This window comes from Mumia flava (assembly GCF_002797495.1).
GTDB lineage: Bacteria > Actinomycetota > Actinomycetes > Propionibacteriales > Nocardioidaceae > Mumia > Mumia flava.
On sequence record NZ_PGEZ01000001.1, the window covers coordinates 178,764 to 194,085 of the forward strand.

Below are 15,322 nucleotides of genomic sequence, written 5' to 3' on the forward strand. Positions count from 1 at the left end.
GTGCCGACCGAACCCAGCCGATCGCGTCGACCCGCGGCGGAGACCGTGAGCGCCGGGGGCCGCGTCGCCGCCGCCATGATGGTGCAGAACATCGGCGCCTACGGCTTCAATCTCGTCGCCGCACGGATTCTCGACGTCCCCGATCTGGGCGCCCTGACAGCCCTGCTCGGCGTCATCCTCGTCGCGAACGTCGGCATGCTTGCGGTCCAGACCACGACCGCGCGCCGCATCGCGGTGAAGCCCGACGACGCGGAGGCCATCGCCGGCCGCGCCACCGTGACCGCGCTCGTGATCGGCCTCGCGGCGACCGTCGTCGTCGCCCTGGCCAGCCCCGTCCTCGCGCCCGTGCTCCAGCTGGACTCGGTGTGGCCGCTGGTGCTCTGCGGCGCGACCGTCCTTCCGCTCACCCTCATGGGAGCGGCAGCCGGTGTCGCCCAGGGCCAGCAGCGGTGGGGAGCGCTGTCGGTCATCTACGTCGCCAACGGCGTCGGCCGCGTCGTGCTCGGCACCGCCGCCATCCTCGTCGTCGCCACCCCGACGGCAGCGATCGCCGGCGTGCTGGTCGGCGCGTGGGTGCCGGTGCTCGCCGGGATCCGCTTGCTCCATCTGCGCCACGTGCGCAGCGTCGGGTACATGTGGGAGGTCGCGGCAGGATCGCACGCGATGCTCGCGTTCCTCGTCCTCAGCAACCTCGATGCCCTGCTGGGCCGGGCGGTGCTCACCGAGCACGAGAGCGGGCTGTACGGGGCGGGGCTGATCCTCACCAAGGCGGCGCTCTTCCTCCCCCAGTTCGTCGCGATCGTCGTGTTCCCCCGGCTCGCCAAGGCCGGCGCGGACCGGGCCCGCTCACGCGCGGTCGCCGCCGTCGCCGTCCTCGGGCTGATCGCGACGGCCATGACTGCGTTGCTGCCCTGGCTCGCGCTGATCCTCGTCGGCGGGGACAAGTACGTCGAGGTCGAGGGACGGCTGTGGCTCTTCGCGCTCGAGGGCTCCGTGCTCGCGCTCGTCCAGCTGCTGGTCTTCGATGCGCTCGCCCGCAGATCGCACACGATCGTGGCCCTGCTGTGGGGCGCGAGCGTGGTGGTCGGCGGGGTCACGTTGCTCACGCCGATCGGAATCACAGGTCTCACCCTGACGATGACCCTCACCGCGTCCGTGGTGGCCGCGATCGCCTGGGTGCTCGCGCAGCGTCCCGTGGGGCGGCCGATGGGACGTCCGGTCGGCGGCTGACGCGAGCACGGCCCGCGGGCGACCGTACCCCGACGACCCGGATCAGTCCCGCCGGCCGGCTCAGTGCCCGGCTTCGTGCCAGGACCGGCCCACGCCCACCGACACGTCCAGTGGTACGGCGAGCTCCGCCGCCGACGCCATCTGGGCCCGCACGAGCGCCTCCACGTCGTCACGCTCCCCTGCGGGCACCTCGAGCACCAGCTCGTCGTGGACCTGGAGCAGCATCCGCGAGCGCAGCCCGGAGTCGCGCAGCGCCGCGTGCACGCCGAGCATCGCGACCTTGATGATGTCGGCGGCCGAGCCCTGGATCGGGGCGTTCAAGGCCATCCGCTCCGCCATCTCGCGACGCTGCCGGTTGTCGCTGGTCAGGTCCGGCAGGTAGCGGCGCCGCCCCATGATCGTCTCGGTGAACCCGCTGCGCCGTGCCTCGTCGACGATCCCCCGCAGGTAGTCGCGCACACCGCCGAACCGGGCGAAGTACTCGTCCATCAGCCCTTGCGCCTCCCGGGCCTCGATCCCGAGCTGCTGACTCAGGCCGTACGCCGACAGGCCGTACGCGAGGCCGTAGTTCATCGCCTTGATCCGGGAGCGCATCCCGACCTCGATCGCGTCCGGCTCGACCTCGAACACGCGAGCCGCCATCTGGGTGTGGAAGTCCTCACCGGAGTGGAACGCGTCGATCAGCCCCTGGTCCTCCGACAGGTGGGCCATGATCCGCATCTCGATCTGCCTGTAGTCGGCGGTCAGCAGCGTCTCGAACCCGTCCCCCACGACGAACGCCTCGCGGATCCGGCGCCCGGACTCGGTGCGGATCGGGATGTTCTGGAGGTTGGGGTCGGCCGAGCTGAGCCGCCCGGTCGCCGCGATCGTCTGGTTGTAGGTCGTATGGATCCGGTCGTCCGGCGCGACCGTCTTGCGCAGGCCCTCGACCGTCTGCCGGAGCCGGGTCGCGTCCCGGTGGTCGAGCAGGTGCGACAGGAACGGGTGCTCGGTCTTCACGAACAGCGACTGCAGGGCATCGGCGTCGGTCGTGTAGCCGGTCTTGGTGCGCTTCGTCTTCGGCATGCCGAGCTCGTCGAACAGCACCACCTGCAGCTGCTTGGGCGACCCGAGGTTGATCTCCTTGCCGATCACCGCGAACGCCTCGTCAGCGGCGTTGCGGACCCGGTCGGCGAACTCCGACTCGAGGGTGTCCAGCGCGTCGGTGTCGACGGCGATCCCGATCTGCTCCATGTCGGCGAGGACGTCGACGAGCGGGAGCTCCACGTCAGCGAGCAGTGCGCGGCCGCCCCGCGCCTCCAGCTCGTCGTCGAGCGCGCCTCCCAGCTCGCGGACCGCGGCCGCCTGGACCATCACCGTCTGCGCGGCGGCGTCCTCGTCGACGTCCAAGGTCAGCTGGTCGCCGTGGTCGTCGACCCGCAGCTCGCGGTGCAGCGTCCGCAGCGCGAGGTCCTCGAGATCGTACGAACGCTGGTCGGGGCGCGAGAGGTAGGCCGCCAGGGCGGTGTCGGACTCGAGACCGGCGAGCTGCCAGCCCTGGGCGCGCAGCGCCAGGAGCGGTCCCTTCGCGTCGTGCATGACCTTCTGACGGCCCGGGTCGGCGAGCCATCCGGCGAAGGCCGTGTCGTCCTCAGGGGTCAGCTGCGTGACGTCGAACCAGGCCGCGTGGCCGCTCTGCGCCGCCAGCGCGACCGCGTCGACGCGGCCGGTGCCGCGTCCCCACGCGCCGTCGACGACCACGCCCGTACGCGTCCCCTCGCCCGCATGCTCCGCCAGCCAGGCGCCGAGCGCGCCCTCGGCCAGGCGCAGGCCCTCGACCTCGAAACCGGACTCCGCCTCCGGCTCCTCCGTGGACAACGTCTGGAACAACCGGTCGCGCAGCACGCGGAACTCCAGCTGGTCGAAGACCCGGTGCACCCCGTCGCGGTCCCAGGCCTGCAGCGCGAGGTCCGCGCTGGTCACCGGCAGGTCGAGATCACGGATCAGGGCGTTGATCCGGCGGTTGCGGACCACGTCGCCGAGATGGTCCCGGAAGGACTGCCCCGCCTTGCCCGGCACCTGATCGGCATCGCGGACCAGCGCGTCGAGACCCCCGAACTTCGCGAGCCACTTGGCTGCCGTCTTCGGACCGACCCCCGGGACACCGGGAAGGTTGTCGCTCGTCTCGCCCACCAGCGCCGCGAGGTCCGGGTAGGACTCCGGCGCCACGCCGTACTTCTCCTCCACCGCCTCCGGAGTCATCCGCGCCAGGTCGGAGACCCCCTTGCGGGGGTAGAGCACGGTCGTGCGGTCCGTGACGAGCTGCAGTGCGTCGCGGTCGCCCGTACAGATCAGCACCTCGAAGCCGTCCGCCTCCGCGCGGGTCGCGAGCGTGCCGATGATGTCGTCGGCCTCGTACCCCTCCAGCTCGAGGTAACGGACCTGGAGGGCGTCGAGAACCTCCTTGACGAGCGCCACCTGGCCGCTGAACTCGTCGGGCGACTTCGAACGATTCGCCTTGTACTCCGCGTACTCCTCGGAGCGGAACGTCTGCCGCGACACGTCGAAGGCCACGGCGAGGTGGGTCGGCTGCTCGTCGCGGAGCACGTTGATCAGCATCGACGTGAAGCCGTACACCGCGTTGGTGTGCTGGCCGGTGGTGGTCGAGAAGTTCTCCACCGGCAGGGCGAAGAACGCCCGGTAGGCCACCGAGTGGCCGTCGATCAGCAGCAGCCGGGGGGTGTCGGGCGTCGTCGCATCGGCGGTCGTCGAGTCCACGGCCCGACTCTAACGGCCCCCACCGACGATTCGGGGCGGGGCGAGGACCGTCAGTCGGACCGGGCGCGCCCGACCGGCTCCGTGAGCGTGCGGCGCAGCGACCGGCGGACGGCGATCAGCCGCCCCGCCCCCTTGCTGCTCGTCGTCCGGATCGCCGAGCGGGCCGCCAGGACACGGACCCGCGCGGCCCGCACCGTCGCGTACTGGCCGAACCCCAGCCGGGTCAGGAACCGGTGCGCGTCCCGCGACGCCGACGGCGCCCAGGCGAAGACCATCTCGCTGTCGACGTCGTCGGCGACCTCGGCGACCGTCGCGAGGAGGGCCGAGGCGACCCCCCGCCTCCGGAAGTCCGGATGGACCAGCAGGTCGCTGACGACCGGCGTGCGCTCGACGTGGATCGGCGAGACCTGGGCGACGCTGAGGTGAAGAGCACCGGCCACGCGCCCCCCGCACGTCGCCACGTACAGACTCCGGTCGTGGCAGGCCGCGCCGTACCGCAGGGCCTCGGCGGCCTCCTCCGGGGTCGGCGGCGGCCGGTCCAGGACACCGTGGTGCGGCTCGCCCGCCCGGGCCTCGCTCACGCACCTGCGCCACAGGTCGATCAGCTCCGACGCGTCGTCCGGCCGTGCCTCACGCACGTCGATCGGGAGACGACCCACCGTGCCTCCTTCCGTGCGTCTCGGACCGGTCGGGGGCCGGACGGACGCGAAGTGCAACACTACGCCTTGGCGGCCCGCGGTGTCTTGTGGTCGAGACGGATCGGAGGCGTGCGACGTGTTCATCGGCTTCGGGACGGTCGTGAACGTCGTCGCCGTGCTCGTCGGGTCCGGGATCGGCCTGCTCGCCGGCCACCGGATGCCCGCCCGCACCCGCTCGGTCGTCACCGACGGCCTCGGGCTGGTCACGCTCCTGATCGCGGCCCTGTCCGCCTCGGCGGTCGTCGACCCCGTGCTGTCGGACGAGATCGGCAGCAGCGCCCCCGTGCTCGTCGTGCTGGGATCGGTCCTGATCGGCGGGATCATCGGCTCCCTGCTGCGGATCGAGCACCGGCTGGAGAGCCTCGGTGCCGTGCTGCAGGCCAGGCTCGGGGGCCAGGAGGGCGGCCGCGCCCAGTTCGTCGAGGGCTTCGTCACGGCGTCCTTGGTCTTCTGCGTCGGCCCGCTGACCATCCTCGGCTCGATCACCGACGGCCTCGGGGGCGGCGCCGAGCAGCTGCTCCTCAAGTCCGCGCTGGACCTGTTCGCCGCCATCGCCTTCGCTGCGGCCCTCGGCGTCGGCGTGATGGCCTCCGCGCTGGCGGTCGGCGTCTTCCAGGGGGCCCTGACGCTCCTGGGCGCCCTGCTCGGCTCCTTCGTGCCCGAGGCGCACGTCGTCGCCCTGACCGCGACCGGCGGCGTCCTGCTGGTCGGCGTCGCTCTGCGCCTGTTGAATCTGAGGCCGGTCGCCGTCGGCGACATGCTGCCCGCTCTCCTCGTCGCACCCGTGCTCGTCCAGGTCGCCGCCGCCCTGGCATGATCTTCGGCCGGTCGGCTCGCACCGACCAGGCCACGGTTGTGCAACGATGTCGAATCGATCCTTCGATGACACGCGGCTGCAACGAATCAATGGGTATTGTCACGTCGAGCTTCGGCAGGCCGGGCCGTACGACGGCCACGACGAGCCGGAGCTGAGACGGGACACCACCCACGACCCGCAGGACAGGAGCCCGACGTGCGACTGCGAATCGCAGCCCTCCTCGCGCTGCTGATCGGGGCCGGCGTACTGATCGCCGGAGCCCCGACTGCCAGCGCAACACCACAATCCACCGGCGTGACCGCCTCCGAAGAGGATCCGACGTCGGTCGTTCGGGGCAGGATCACCAACCCGGCCGACGACGGCGCCGGCGTCGCCGGCGCGACGATCGTGATCACGCCGCCGGAGGGCGAGCCGATCAGCATCGAGACCGGTGACGACGGATCGTTCGAGGCTGAGGTCCCGGCCCTCGGTGCGACCGAGATCGAGCTGGACACCGATTCGCTGCCCGACGGGGTCGAGCTCCGCGAGGGCGCACGCAACCCGCTGACCGTGACCCTGAACTCCGGACGCCCGAGCATCACCGTCGCGTTCGCGATCGGCCCGGACACGCGCCAGGTCAGCCAGTGGTACGACGACATCCCGCAGCTGATCTACCAGGGCATCTACTTCGGCACGATCCTGGCGCTCGGCTCGCTGGGCCTGTCGATGATCTTCGGCACGACCGGCCTGTCGAACTTCGCGCACGGCGAGCTCGTGACCTTCGGTGCGATCGTCACCTACCTGTTCAACAGCAACGGCATGTCGATCTGGCTCGCCGGCCTGTGCGCGATCGCGCTCGGTCTGGCGTTCGGCTGGGTCCAGGACCGCGTGCTGTGGAGACCCTTGCGACATCGCGGCACGACGTTGATCGCGATGATGATCGTGTCGATCGGACTCCAGTTCTTCCTCCGGTACGGCTACGGCTTCCTCACCGGCGGCGAGACCGAGACGTACCGCGACTTCACGACGCCGACCGGCTACTCGCTCGGCCCGATCTCGTACACGCTGCGTGACCTCTTCTTCCTGGTGGTCGCCGCCGTGCTCCTGCTGGTCGTGACCCAGGCGCTGTCCCGTACGCGGCTGGGACGCGCGACGCGCGCGGTCGCCGACAACCCGGCGCTCGCCGCGTCCAGCGGGATCAACACCGACCGCGTGATCACGATCGTGTGGGTCGGCGGCACGGCGCTCGCCGCGATCTGCGGCATCATGCTGGGATTCACCCAGGCTGTGAAGTTCGACCTCGGAGCCCAGATCCTGCTCGTCATGTTCGCGGCCGTCGTCGTCGGCGGCCTCGGCACGATCGGCGGCGCGATCCTGGGAAGCATCCTGGTCGGTCTGATGATCGAGCTCTCGACACTGGTCGTGCCGTCGGAGCTCAAGTTCGCGACGGCGCTGATCCTTCTGGTCGTCATCCTCCTCTTCCGACCCCAGGGACTGCTGGGTCGGAAGGAACGAATCGGCTGACGGCGGGAAGGAGCACACATCATGGATCTCTCGATCTTCGAATCCGCACTCCGCGCCGCTGTCGGCGTCACCGCGGTCTACTACTGCCTGGCAGCGGTCGGGCTCAACGTGCAGTTCGGGTACGCCGGGCTGCTCAACTTCGGCCAGGCCGCGTTCCTCGCCGTCGGCGGGTACGGCCTGGCGGCGTCGATCATCTACTGGGACTTCCCGTTCTTCGGCGGGATCGCCTTCGGCCTCCTGCTCTCGGTGATCCTCGCGCTGCTGCTGGGCATCCCGACCCTGCGGCTGCGAGCCGACTACCTCGCGATCGCCACGATCGCCACCGCCGAAGCGATCCGACTCTTCGTCGGCGCCGCGTACAAGGACGTCTTCCGGGGCCGTGACGGCCTGTCGGGCTTCACCCAGGCGTTCGTCGACCGCAACCCCTACACCGACTCGTTCCTCGGCTTCCGTCCGAACGACCTCTGGGTGATGACGATCGGGTGGATCCTGATCGCGATCACGTCGCTGTTCGTGTGGCTGCTGATGCGTTCCCCGTGGGGCCGCGTGCTCAAGGCGATCCGCGAGGACGAGGAAGCGGTGCGCAGCCTCGGCAAGAACGTCTACGCCTACAAGATGCAGGCGCTGGTGCTCGGCGGTGTGATCGGCTGCCTCGGCGGCTTCATCCTTGCCCTCGGCCAGAACAGCGTGCAGCCGGACAACTTCAACTCCGACCTCACCTTCATCGTCTACACGATCCTGATCCTCGGCGGCGCCGCGCGGGTGATCGGCCCGATCTTCGGAGCCGTCGCCTTCTGGGGCGTCTACAGCCTGGGCGGATCGATCCTGCGCGAGCTGACCCGCGGCGTCGACCCGGTGATCCCGCGCAGCATCATGGAGTCCAACGACGTCGGCAACGTCCAGTTCATGCTGACCGGTCTCGCACTGATGCTGCTGATCGTGTACCGCCCGCAAGGCGTCTTCGGAGACCGGAAGGAGATCGCGCTCGATGCCCGATAACACCACCCAGGCCCCAGGGCCCGCCGCGTCGGACAGCACGTCCGGCGAGACCGACGCGATCCTGGTCGCCGAGAACATCACCCGCACGTTCGGCGGCCTGACCGCCGTCGACGTCGACCGGGTCGAGGTGCCGCGGCACAAGATCACGGCGCTGATCGGCCCGAACGGCGCCGGCAAGACGACCTTCTTCAACCTGCTCACCGGGTTCGACCAGCCCGACAGCGGCGACTGGTGGTTCAACGGCCGGTCGCTCAAGGGCGTCGGCGCGCACAAGGTCGCGCGGATGGGGATGGTCCGTACCTTCCAGCTCACGAAGGTCCTCTCGAAGCTCACGGTCCTCGAGAACATGCGTCTCGGCGCCACCGACCAGGTGGGCGAGCGGTTCTGGGCGGCGGCGATCCGCGCGATCTGGCGCGGGCAGGAGGACGCCGTCACGGTCCGTGCTCGCGAGCTGCTCGCGCGGTTCAAGCTCGATCACATGGAGGACGAGTTCGCCGGCGCTCTGTCGGGCGGGCAGCGCAAGCTGCTCGAGATGTCCCGCGCGCTCATGGTCGGGCCCGAGCTCGTGATGCTCGACGAGCCGATGGCCGGCGTCAACCCGGCGTTGAAGCAGTCGCTGCTCGACCACGTCAAGCAGCTCCGCGAGGAAGGCATGACCGTGCTCTTCGTCGAGCACGACATGGACATGGTCCGGAACATCTCCGACCACGTCATCGTGATGGCGGCCGGCAAGGTCGTCACCGAGGGCACTCCCGACGAGGTGATGTCGGACCAGCGTGTGATCGACGCCTACCTCGGCGCACACCACGAGACCGACCTCACCGAGGATCACGAGGTCGAGCGGATGGCCGAGGAGCTGGCCGCCGGCTCGACGCGCAAGGCCGAGGAGGACGACGCATGAGCACCCAGGAGACACCCGCGAAGGACGACGGCCGCGAGGCTCACCTCGCCGCCTCCTCGAACGCGATCCTGCGCGCGGACAACCTGGTCGCCGGATACATCCCCGGCGTCAACATCCTCGACGGCACCGACCTCTACTGCAACGAGGGCGAGCTCGTCGGCATCATCGGCCCGAACGGCGCCGGCAAGTCGACGCTTCTCAAGGCCATGTTCGGCCTGGTGAAGATCCACGAGGGTGCGGTGACGCTGCGCGGCGACGACATCACCAACGAACGGGCCGACGTGCTCGTCCGCAAGGGGATCGGATTCGTGCCGCAGACGGAGAACGTCTTCCCGAGCCTCACCATCGAGGAGAACCTCCAGATGGGGTGCTATCAAGCCCCGAAGAAGTTCAGCTCCCGCCTCAAGGTCGTCGGAGACATCTTCCCGGCGCTCATCGAGCGGCGTCACCAGCGCGCCGGGTCGCTGTCCGGTGGCGAGCGCCAGATGGTGGCGATGGGACGGGCCCTGATGATGGACCCGTCGGTCCTGCTGCTCGACGAGCCGTCCGCGGGCCTGTCCCCCGCTCTCCAGGACGAGGTGTTCGTCCAGACGCGGGCCATCAACAAGGCCGGTGTCTCGGTCGTGATGGTCGAGCAGAACGCCCATCGCTGTCTGCAGATCTGCGATCGCGGCTACGTCCTCGACCAGGGCCGCAACGCCTACACCGGTGCCGGCCGGGATCTGATCAAGGACCCGAAGGTGATCGAGCTGTACCTCGGGACGCTCGAGCGCCGCGCCTGACGCGCCTGACGCGTCGGACGCCTCGGCGCCTCCGCAGCGCCACGCACGAACCCGTACGACGGCCCCGCCGCCCGCTCCCGGGCAGCGGGGCCGTCGTCGTCCCGACACCCCACCACCCCGCGTACGGGCTCCCACCTGCTCCCGACCGGCGGTGAGCTGGTTCCCATCACCGCCGACCGCCTGGGAACTCACCCACCACCCCGCGTACGAGGTGGGCACTCACCCACCACCCGGGTACGACGTGGGAACTCACCCACCACCCGCGTACGACGTCCTGCCTGCGCCGTGACCGTGCGCGCGTACCGAACGCAGGCATCTCCGCACCGCCGCCCCGCACATGCGAACGGCGGGTGACCCGACCCGGAGGTCGAGCCACCCGCCGTCAGCGGATGATGCTGAGTCGATCAGCCGATCAGTTGGGACCGATCCCGGCGCTGATCATCTCGGGCATGATCTTCTTCGTCTCGTCGAACGCGATCACGACGGTGGCGTCGGGGTCCTCACCCGCGATGCCGTCGACCTCCGCCGTGAAGTTCGGCGCGTCCGGCTGGTAGAGCGTCTTCGCGACGATCGTGCCGCCGGACTCGGTGAAGAACTGCTCGACCTGGTCGGCCAGCGCCTCGCCGTAGGAGTCCTGGCGAGCCAGGATCGCGACGTTCTGGTGACCGTCCTGCAGGAGCAGGTCAGCCATCACGCGGCCCTGGAGCACGTCGGACGGAGCCGTACGGAAGTACAGGCCCTTGTCCTTGTAGGTGTCGAACGCCGTCGAGGTGTTCGCCGGCGAGAAGTGGACGACACCCGCGTTCGTGATCTTGTCGATCACGGACAGCGAGACGCTCGAGGACGCCGCGCCGATGACCGCGTCGACGTTCGCGTTGAGCAGACGGTCGGTCTCACCCGGGGCGATGTTCGGCGTGCCGTCACCCGAGTCGGCCTGGGTGAAGGCCACATCCTTGCCCTGGACTCCGCCGGCCTCGTTCATCTCGTTGACCGCGAGCTGGACGCCCGCGACCTCCGGGGGGCCGAGGAAGGCGAGGTCACCCGACTCCGGCAGCAGCGAACCGATGGTCAGCGTGCCGTCGCCGTTGGGGACGTTGCCCGTGATCTCCTGGCCGGCCTGCGCGTCGGTCGGAGCGATCTCACCGGTCAGGAAGTCGACCGGGGAGAAGGTGTTGTCCGCGCCGTACTCGAAGATGCCGATCGTGGCGGCCGTCGGGCTGCCGGTCGGGCCGAAGTTGATCGGGCCGCTGACGCCCTCGTAGTCGATCTCCTCGCCCGACTCGATCAGGTCGGCGCACTCCGAGAAGCCGGAGCACTGGGTGCCCGGGGCGTTCGAGACGCCGGAGAGCTCCGAGCCGATCGCCTTGCCGCTGTCCTTGCCGGCCTGGAGGGCGGCGAGGCCGACGAGGATGGTCGCGTCGTACGACTCGGGACCGTAGGTGAAGCTGTCGAGGTCGGGATCGACCTCGAGCAGGCGGTCGCGGAAGTCGTCACCGATGTCGGCGCCCGGGTAGGTCGCCTTGACGCCCTCGAGCGTGCCCTCGTCGAAGTCCTCGCTGTAGTCGGCGGTGTTGCCGTCGACGAAGTAGACGTTCGCGGCGCTGCTTTCGCTGCCAGAGTCCGAGCTGGTGTCGTCACCGCCGTCGTCGTCGCTGCCGCACGCGCTGAGCGCGAGGGCAGCGGCGGCCGCGGCGGCAGCCAGCCGGAGCGCCCGTGAAGGACGTGTCATGGATCCTCCGTTAGTAGTCATGTAGGGGTTGCCCGAACACGTTCGAGGCTCTGTGACCGGTCGCTGCCCGCGGCGGGTACGCCGACTGAGAGACCGGTGCCACTGAACGTAACGCTCGAATGTCACGGAGACGTGTCGTTCGCACCGATGGGCGACGTTGTTGCACAGTTGTGACCTGCTCCACCGCGCCGACGGGCACCGGCGGACCCCGCCGTACGGGGTTCCGAACGCCGCTCAGACGTCGGGCGTGGCGTCCTGACCGAGTCCGGGACCGTGCTGGACCACGCCCTCGGCGACCGCCCGCATCGGCATCCGCAGGTCCATCGCCGTCTTCTGGATCCACCGGAACGCCTGCGGCTCGGTGATCCCCAGCGCCTCCTGGAGCAGCCCCTTCGCCCGCTCGACGGCGCGGCGGGTCTCCAGCCGCTCCGCGAGGTCCGCGACCTCCGACTCGAGCGCGGCGATCTCGGCGAACCGGCTGACCGCCATCTCGATCGCCGGCACGAGATCCCCCTTCGTGAACGGCTTCACGAGGTACGCCATCGCGCCGGCGTCGCGTGCCCGCTCGACGAGCTCCCGCTGGCTGAACGCGGTCAGCATGACGACCGGCGCGATCCGCTCCGACGCGATCTGCTGCGCTGCCGAGATCCCGTCGAGCTTCGGCATCTTGACGTCCATCACCACCAGGTCCGGCCGCAGCTCCTGGGCCAGTGCGACCGCCTGCTCGCCGTCACCGGCCTGGCCGACCACGTCGATGCCCTCCTCCGCGAGCATCTCGGCGAGGTCCAGGCGGATCAGGGCTTCGTCCTCGGCGATCACGACACGGCGGACGGGAGCGGTCGTACCGGGGGTGCTGTCTGCGGAAGTCACGTGAGAAGGTTATCCCGCGGCGCCCCCGGTGCGTCTGCGCCGGGTTGGCGGAACGGTAGACGCGGTGGTCTCAAACACCACTGTCCGAGAGGACGTGCGGGTTCGAATCCCGCACCCGGCACCTCCGCCGCGCACCCGCGGGACCGCACGGCGGCCGCCCGCCGTCCGGCGCGGCCCGACCGCCCTCGCGCCGCAGGAGCCGCCGGCCCTCAGGGTGACGTGCTAGAACCGAAGGCGTCCGGTCCTGCGTACGGGGACGAGGTCGCCGGGAGGGGTTCACGATGCGCCGAACGATCCGCGCAGCGCTCGTGGCCGCGCTCGCGGGGACGCTCCTCGCCTGCTCCGGCTCCCCCACGGACGACGATCCCACCGCGATGCCGGAGCTGACCCGGATCACACCGCCCGACGGCGCGGTCACAGCCGCCGGCGACGGCTCCGCCCGCTGCCCCGCCGGGACCGCGATCGCCTACGTCGGGGCGGAGACCGGACCGAACGCCCAGCTCGGGATCGACATCGTCAACGGCGTTCGGGTCGCCGTCGCCGAGCACAACGACGCGAACGACGGGTGCCAGGTCACGCTGCGCCGCTTCGACACCGCCGGCAGCCCGGCCACGGCCCCCGCCGCGACCGCGCGCGCGATCGCCGATGCCGGCGTCCTCGGCGTCGTCGGGCTGCCGTTCAGCGACGAGTCCCAGGTGACCGGGACCCGCTTCGAGCGGGCCGGGCTGGTCCACGTCTCGCCGTCCGCGACGAACCCGCTGCTCACCACGAACGGCTGGACGACCTTCTTCCGCGGCACCAGCAACGACAACCTCCAGGCCCAGGCCGTCGCATCGCTGGCGGCACGCCTCGAAGCCGCGTCGGTCGCCGTGGTCTCCGACGGCACGGACTACGGCATCGGGCTGTCCGACGCGGTCGCCCGCGCTCTCGGGTACGCGGCGCAGGCGACCTCCGAGGAGACCGTACGACGCCTCCCGAGGGCACCGGACGCGATCAGGCAGCTGGCGGTGACGATCGCCGACGAACGGCCGGACGCGGTCTTCTTCGCCGGCTACGCGACCCAGGCGGGTGCCCTCGACCGGGCGCTGGCCGACGCCGGGTACGACGGGGTCTTCCTGGCACCCGACGCCGCGATGGACAGCACCTACCTGCGCGCCGCCGGCGACGCGGCCGACACCACGTACTTCACCTGCGCGTGCGTTCCGGGCGAGCTCTACGAAGACTTCGCCGACGCGTACGCCGAGGTGGCCGACGGCGCGGACCCGGGGACGTACTCCGTGGAGGCCTACGACGCCGCCACGGTGCTCCTGGCCGGCATCGACGCGGGCGCGACCACCCGTGCCGACCTCAAGGACTGGGTCCGCGACTACGACGCTCCGGGGCTCGCGCGCCACTACCGCTGGGACGAGATCGGGGAGCTGGAGTCCGGACGGGTCCAGGCGTACGCGGTCCGCGACGGCGAGATCGTCCCACTCGGGCCGCTGGGCTGATCCCGGGTGCGGGTCAGTCGCGGACGAGCGGCGTGGTGTACGCCGGGGAGACGCCCTTGATCGCGTCGCCCATCCGGTGGATCCGCAGCGCGTTGGTCGAGCCGGCGATCCCGGGCGGGCTGCCGGCCACGATCACGACCTCGTCCCCCTCGGCGCACTGCTGGGTCTCCAGGAGCGCACGATCGACCTGGAGCACCATCATGTCGGTGTGCTCGACCTCGGGGACGAGGAAGGTCTGGACGCCCCACGACAGCGACAGCTGGTTGCGTACGACCGGGTCGGGGGTGAACGCCAGCACGGGCACGGGCGAGCGGTAGCGGCCCATCCGCCGCGCGGTGTCGCCGGAGGTCGTGAACGCCGCGAGGTACTTCGCACCCAGGCTCGCCGCGAGCTCGGACGCGGCGCGGCCGATCAGGCCGCTGCGGGTGCGCGGCTCCCAGCGGTAGGCCGCCATCCGGGGCAGCCCGTGCTCCTCGGTGCTCTCGACGATCCGCGCCATCGTCTCGACGGTCTCGATCGCGTACTCCCCCACGCTGGTCTCACCGGACAGCATCACGGCGTCGGCACCGTCGAGCACGGCGTTGGCGACGTCGGAGGCCTCGGCGCGCGTCGGGCGCGGAGCGGAGATCATCGACTCGAGCATCTGCGTCGCGACGATCACCGGCCGCGCGTTGCGGCGGGCCTTCTCGACGACGAGCTTCTGGACGATCGGCACGTCCTCGAGCGGCAGCTCGACACCGAGGTCGCCGCGGGCGACCATCACGCCGTCGAAGGCGTCCATGATCTCGTCGAGGTTGTCGACCGCCTGCGGCTTCTCGATCTTCGCGATCACCGGGCGACGGACCCCCTCCTCGTCCATGATCGCGTGGACGTCGGTGATGTCCGAGCCGCTGCGGACGAACGACAGCGCGATGAAGTCGACGCCGGTCCGCAGGGCCCAGCGCAGGTCGTCCTTGTCCTTCTCCGACATCGCCGGGACGCTGACGTTGACCCCGGGCAGGTTGATGCCCTTGTGGTTGCTCAACGCTCCGCCGATCTCGCACTCGGTCACGACGTCCGTCTCGGTCACGTCGACCGCACGCAGCCGGACCCGGCCGTCGTCGAGCAGGATCGCGTCGCCCGCCTGCACGTCGCCGGGAAGCCCGCCGTACGTCGTCGAGCACTCCGAGGCGTCGCCCGGGACGTCCCGCACCGTGATCGTGAACCGGTCACCGGGCGCCAGCGCGATCGGCCCGTCCGCGAACGAGCCGAGGCGGATCTTCGGACCCTGGAGGTCGGCGAGCACCGCGATCGGCGTCCCGAGGTCCTCCGAGGCGGCGCGGACCCAGGCGTACGACTTCTCGTGGGTGGCGTGGTCTCCGTGGCTGCAGTTCAGCCGGGCGACGTTCATGCCGGCCTGGGCGAGCTCGAGGATCTTCTCCCTCGACCAGACGGCGGGACCGATGGTGCAGACAATCTTCGCTCTACGCACCCCTCCACCCTAGGGGCGTTCCGCCCGGTCCGGAACGTGACCCACCGATTTTGTTGTGAGAATCCCGAAATATCG

12 protein-coding genes and 1 tRNA gene are annotated in these 15,322 nt (G+C 70.5%); 8 read left to right on the forward strand and 5 right to left on the reverse strand.

The annotated features are described in order from the left end of the window. Window positions 1-1,230: an MATE family efflux transporter gene (locus CLV56_RS00860; protein WP_157805027.1), complete on the forward strand. Its 1,230-nt coding sequence runs from the start codon at window positions 1-3 to the stop codon at window positions 1,228-1,230. A gap of 60 nt (window positions 1,231-1,290) precedes the next feature. Here the strand turns inward: CLV56_RS00860 and polA are convergent, their stop codons facing one another. Both polA and CLV56_RS00870 read right to left on the reverse strand, forming a co-directional pair. Continuing rightward, on the reverse strand, window positions 1,291-3,987 hold the full coding sequence (polA, locus tag CLV56_RS00865) for a DNA polymerase I (RefSeq protein WP_100414241.1): 2,697 nt from the start codon (window positions 3,985-3,987) through the stop codon (window positions 1,291-1,293). A gap of 50 nt (window positions 3,988-4,037) precedes the next feature. Continuing rightward, window positions 4,038-4,646, reverse strand: coding sequence for a GNAT family N-acetyltransferase (locus tag CLV56_RS00870; protein ID WP_157805028.1), 609 nt, complete (start codon window positions 4,644-4,646; stop codon window positions 4,038-4,040). Window positions 4,647-4,761: 115 nt separating this feature from the next. On the opposite strand from CLV56_RS00870, the gene CLV56_RS00875 reads away from it, so the two are divergent. The 5 genes from CLV56_RS00875 to CLV56_RS00895 all read left to right on the forward strand — a co-directional run bounded on the left by CLV56_RS00875 (window position 4,762) and on the right by CLV56_RS00895 (window position 9,687). Further along, window positions 4,762-5,502, forward strand: coding sequence for a DUF554 domain-containing protein (locus CLV56_RS00875; RefSeq protein ID WP_039340251.1), 741 nt, complete (start codon window positions 4,762-4,764; stop codon window positions 5,500-5,502). 294 nt (window positions 5,503-5,796) lie between these two features. Further along, window positions 5,797-7,005 (forward strand): branched-chain amino acid ABC transporter permease, encoded by a 1,209-nt coding sequence (locus CLV56_RS00880; protein ID WP_211287950.1) that lies wholly within the window; start codon window positions 5,797-5,799, stop codon window positions 7,003-7,005. A gap of 21 nt (window positions 7,006-7,026) precedes the next feature. Continuing rightward, window positions 7,027-8,004 (forward strand): branched-chain amino acid ABC transporter permease, encoded by a 978-nt coding sequence (locus CLV56_RS00885; RefSeq protein WP_039340250.1) that lies wholly within the window; start codon window positions 7,027-7,029, stop codon window positions 8,002-8,004. Further along, window positions 7,994-8,905: an ABC transporter ATP-binding protein gene (locus tag CLV56_RS00890; protein ID WP_039340248.1), complete on the forward strand. Its 912-nt coding sequence runs from the start codon at window positions 7,994-7,996 to the stop codon at window positions 8,903-8,905. The genes CLV56_RS00885 and CLV56_RS00890 overlap by 11 nt, the downstream gene beginning before the upstream one ends. After that, window positions 8,902-9,687, forward strand: coding sequence for an ABC transporter ATP-binding protein (locus tag CLV56_RS00895; protein WP_039340246.1), 786 nt, complete (start codon window positions 8,902-8,904; stop codon window positions 9,685-9,687). Before CLV56_RS00890 ends, CLV56_RS00895 begins: the two co-directional genes overlap by 4 nt. A 412-nt stretch (window positions 9,688-10,099) precedes the next feature. Here CLV56_RS00895 and CLV56_RS00900 read toward each other — a convergent pair whose 3' ends face one another. Together CLV56_RS00900 and CLV56_RS00905 are read right to left on the reverse strand one after the other, a co-directional pair. Continuing rightward, the gene (locus tag CLV56_RS00900; RefSeq protein ID WP_100414243.1) at window positions 10,100-11,416 is read right to left on the reverse strand and encodes an ABC transporter substrate-binding protein; all 1,317 of its coding nucleotides are present in this window, start codon (window positions 11,414-11,416) and stop codon (window positions 10,100-10,102) included. 234 nt (window positions 11,417-11,650) lie between these two features. Beyond that, the gene (locus CLV56_RS00905) at window positions 11,651-12,286 is read right to left on the reverse strand and encodes an ANTAR domain-containing response regulator (protein WP_039340243.1); all 636 of its coding nucleotides are present in this window, start codon (window positions 12,284-12,286) and stop codon (window positions 11,651-11,653) included. Window positions 12,287-12,324: 38 nt separating this feature from the next. Here CLV56_RS00905 and CLV56_RS00910 point away from each other — a divergent pair. Together CLV56_RS00910 and CLV56_RS00915 are read left to right on the forward strand one after the other, a co-directional pair. After that, window positions 12,325-12,407, forward strand: a tRNA-Leu gene (locus CLV56_RS00910). 160 nt (window positions 12,408-12,567) lie between these two features. Next, window positions 12,568-13,776: a branched-chain amino acid ABC transporter substrate-binding protein gene (locus CLV56_RS00915; protein ID WP_039340241.1), complete on the forward strand. Its 1,209-nt coding sequence runs from the start codon at window positions 12,568-12,570 to the stop codon at window positions 13,774-13,776. A gap of 13 nt (window positions 13,777-13,789) precedes the next feature. Here the strand turns inward: CLV56_RS00915 and pyk are convergent, their stop codons facing one another. Next, the gene (pyk, locus tag CLV56_RS00920; RefSeq protein WP_039340239.1) at window positions 13,790-15,247 is read right to left on the reverse strand and encodes a pyruvate kinase; all 1,458 of its coding nucleotides are present in this window, start codon (window positions 15,245-15,247) and stop codon (window positions 13,790-13,792) included. Window positions 15,248-15,322 lie beyond the last annotated feature (75 nt).

Bases quoted from the DNA above. Each gene is read 5' to 3' on its own strand.
- CLV56_RS00890 (WP_039340248.1), top strand. From the start codon at position 7,994: ATGCCCGATAACACCACCCAGGCCCCAGGGCCCGCCGCGTCGGACAGC.
- CLV56_RS00900 (WP_100414243.1), bottom strand. From the start codon at position 11,416: ATGACACGTCCTTCACGGGCGCTCCGGCTGGCTGCCGCCGCGGCCGCC.
- CLV56_RS00915 (WP_039340241.1), top strand. From the start codon at position 12,568: ATGCGCCGAACGATCCGCGCAGCGCTCGTGGCCGCGCTCGCGGGGACG.
- CLV56_RS00885 (WP_039340250.1), top strand. From the start codon at position 7,027: ATGGATCTCTCGATCTTCGAATCCGCACTCCGCGCCGCTGTCGGCGTC.
- CLV56_RS00895 (WP_039340246.1), top strand. From the start codon at position 8,902: ATGAGCACCCAGGAGACACCCGCGAAGGACGACGGCCGCGAGGCTCAC.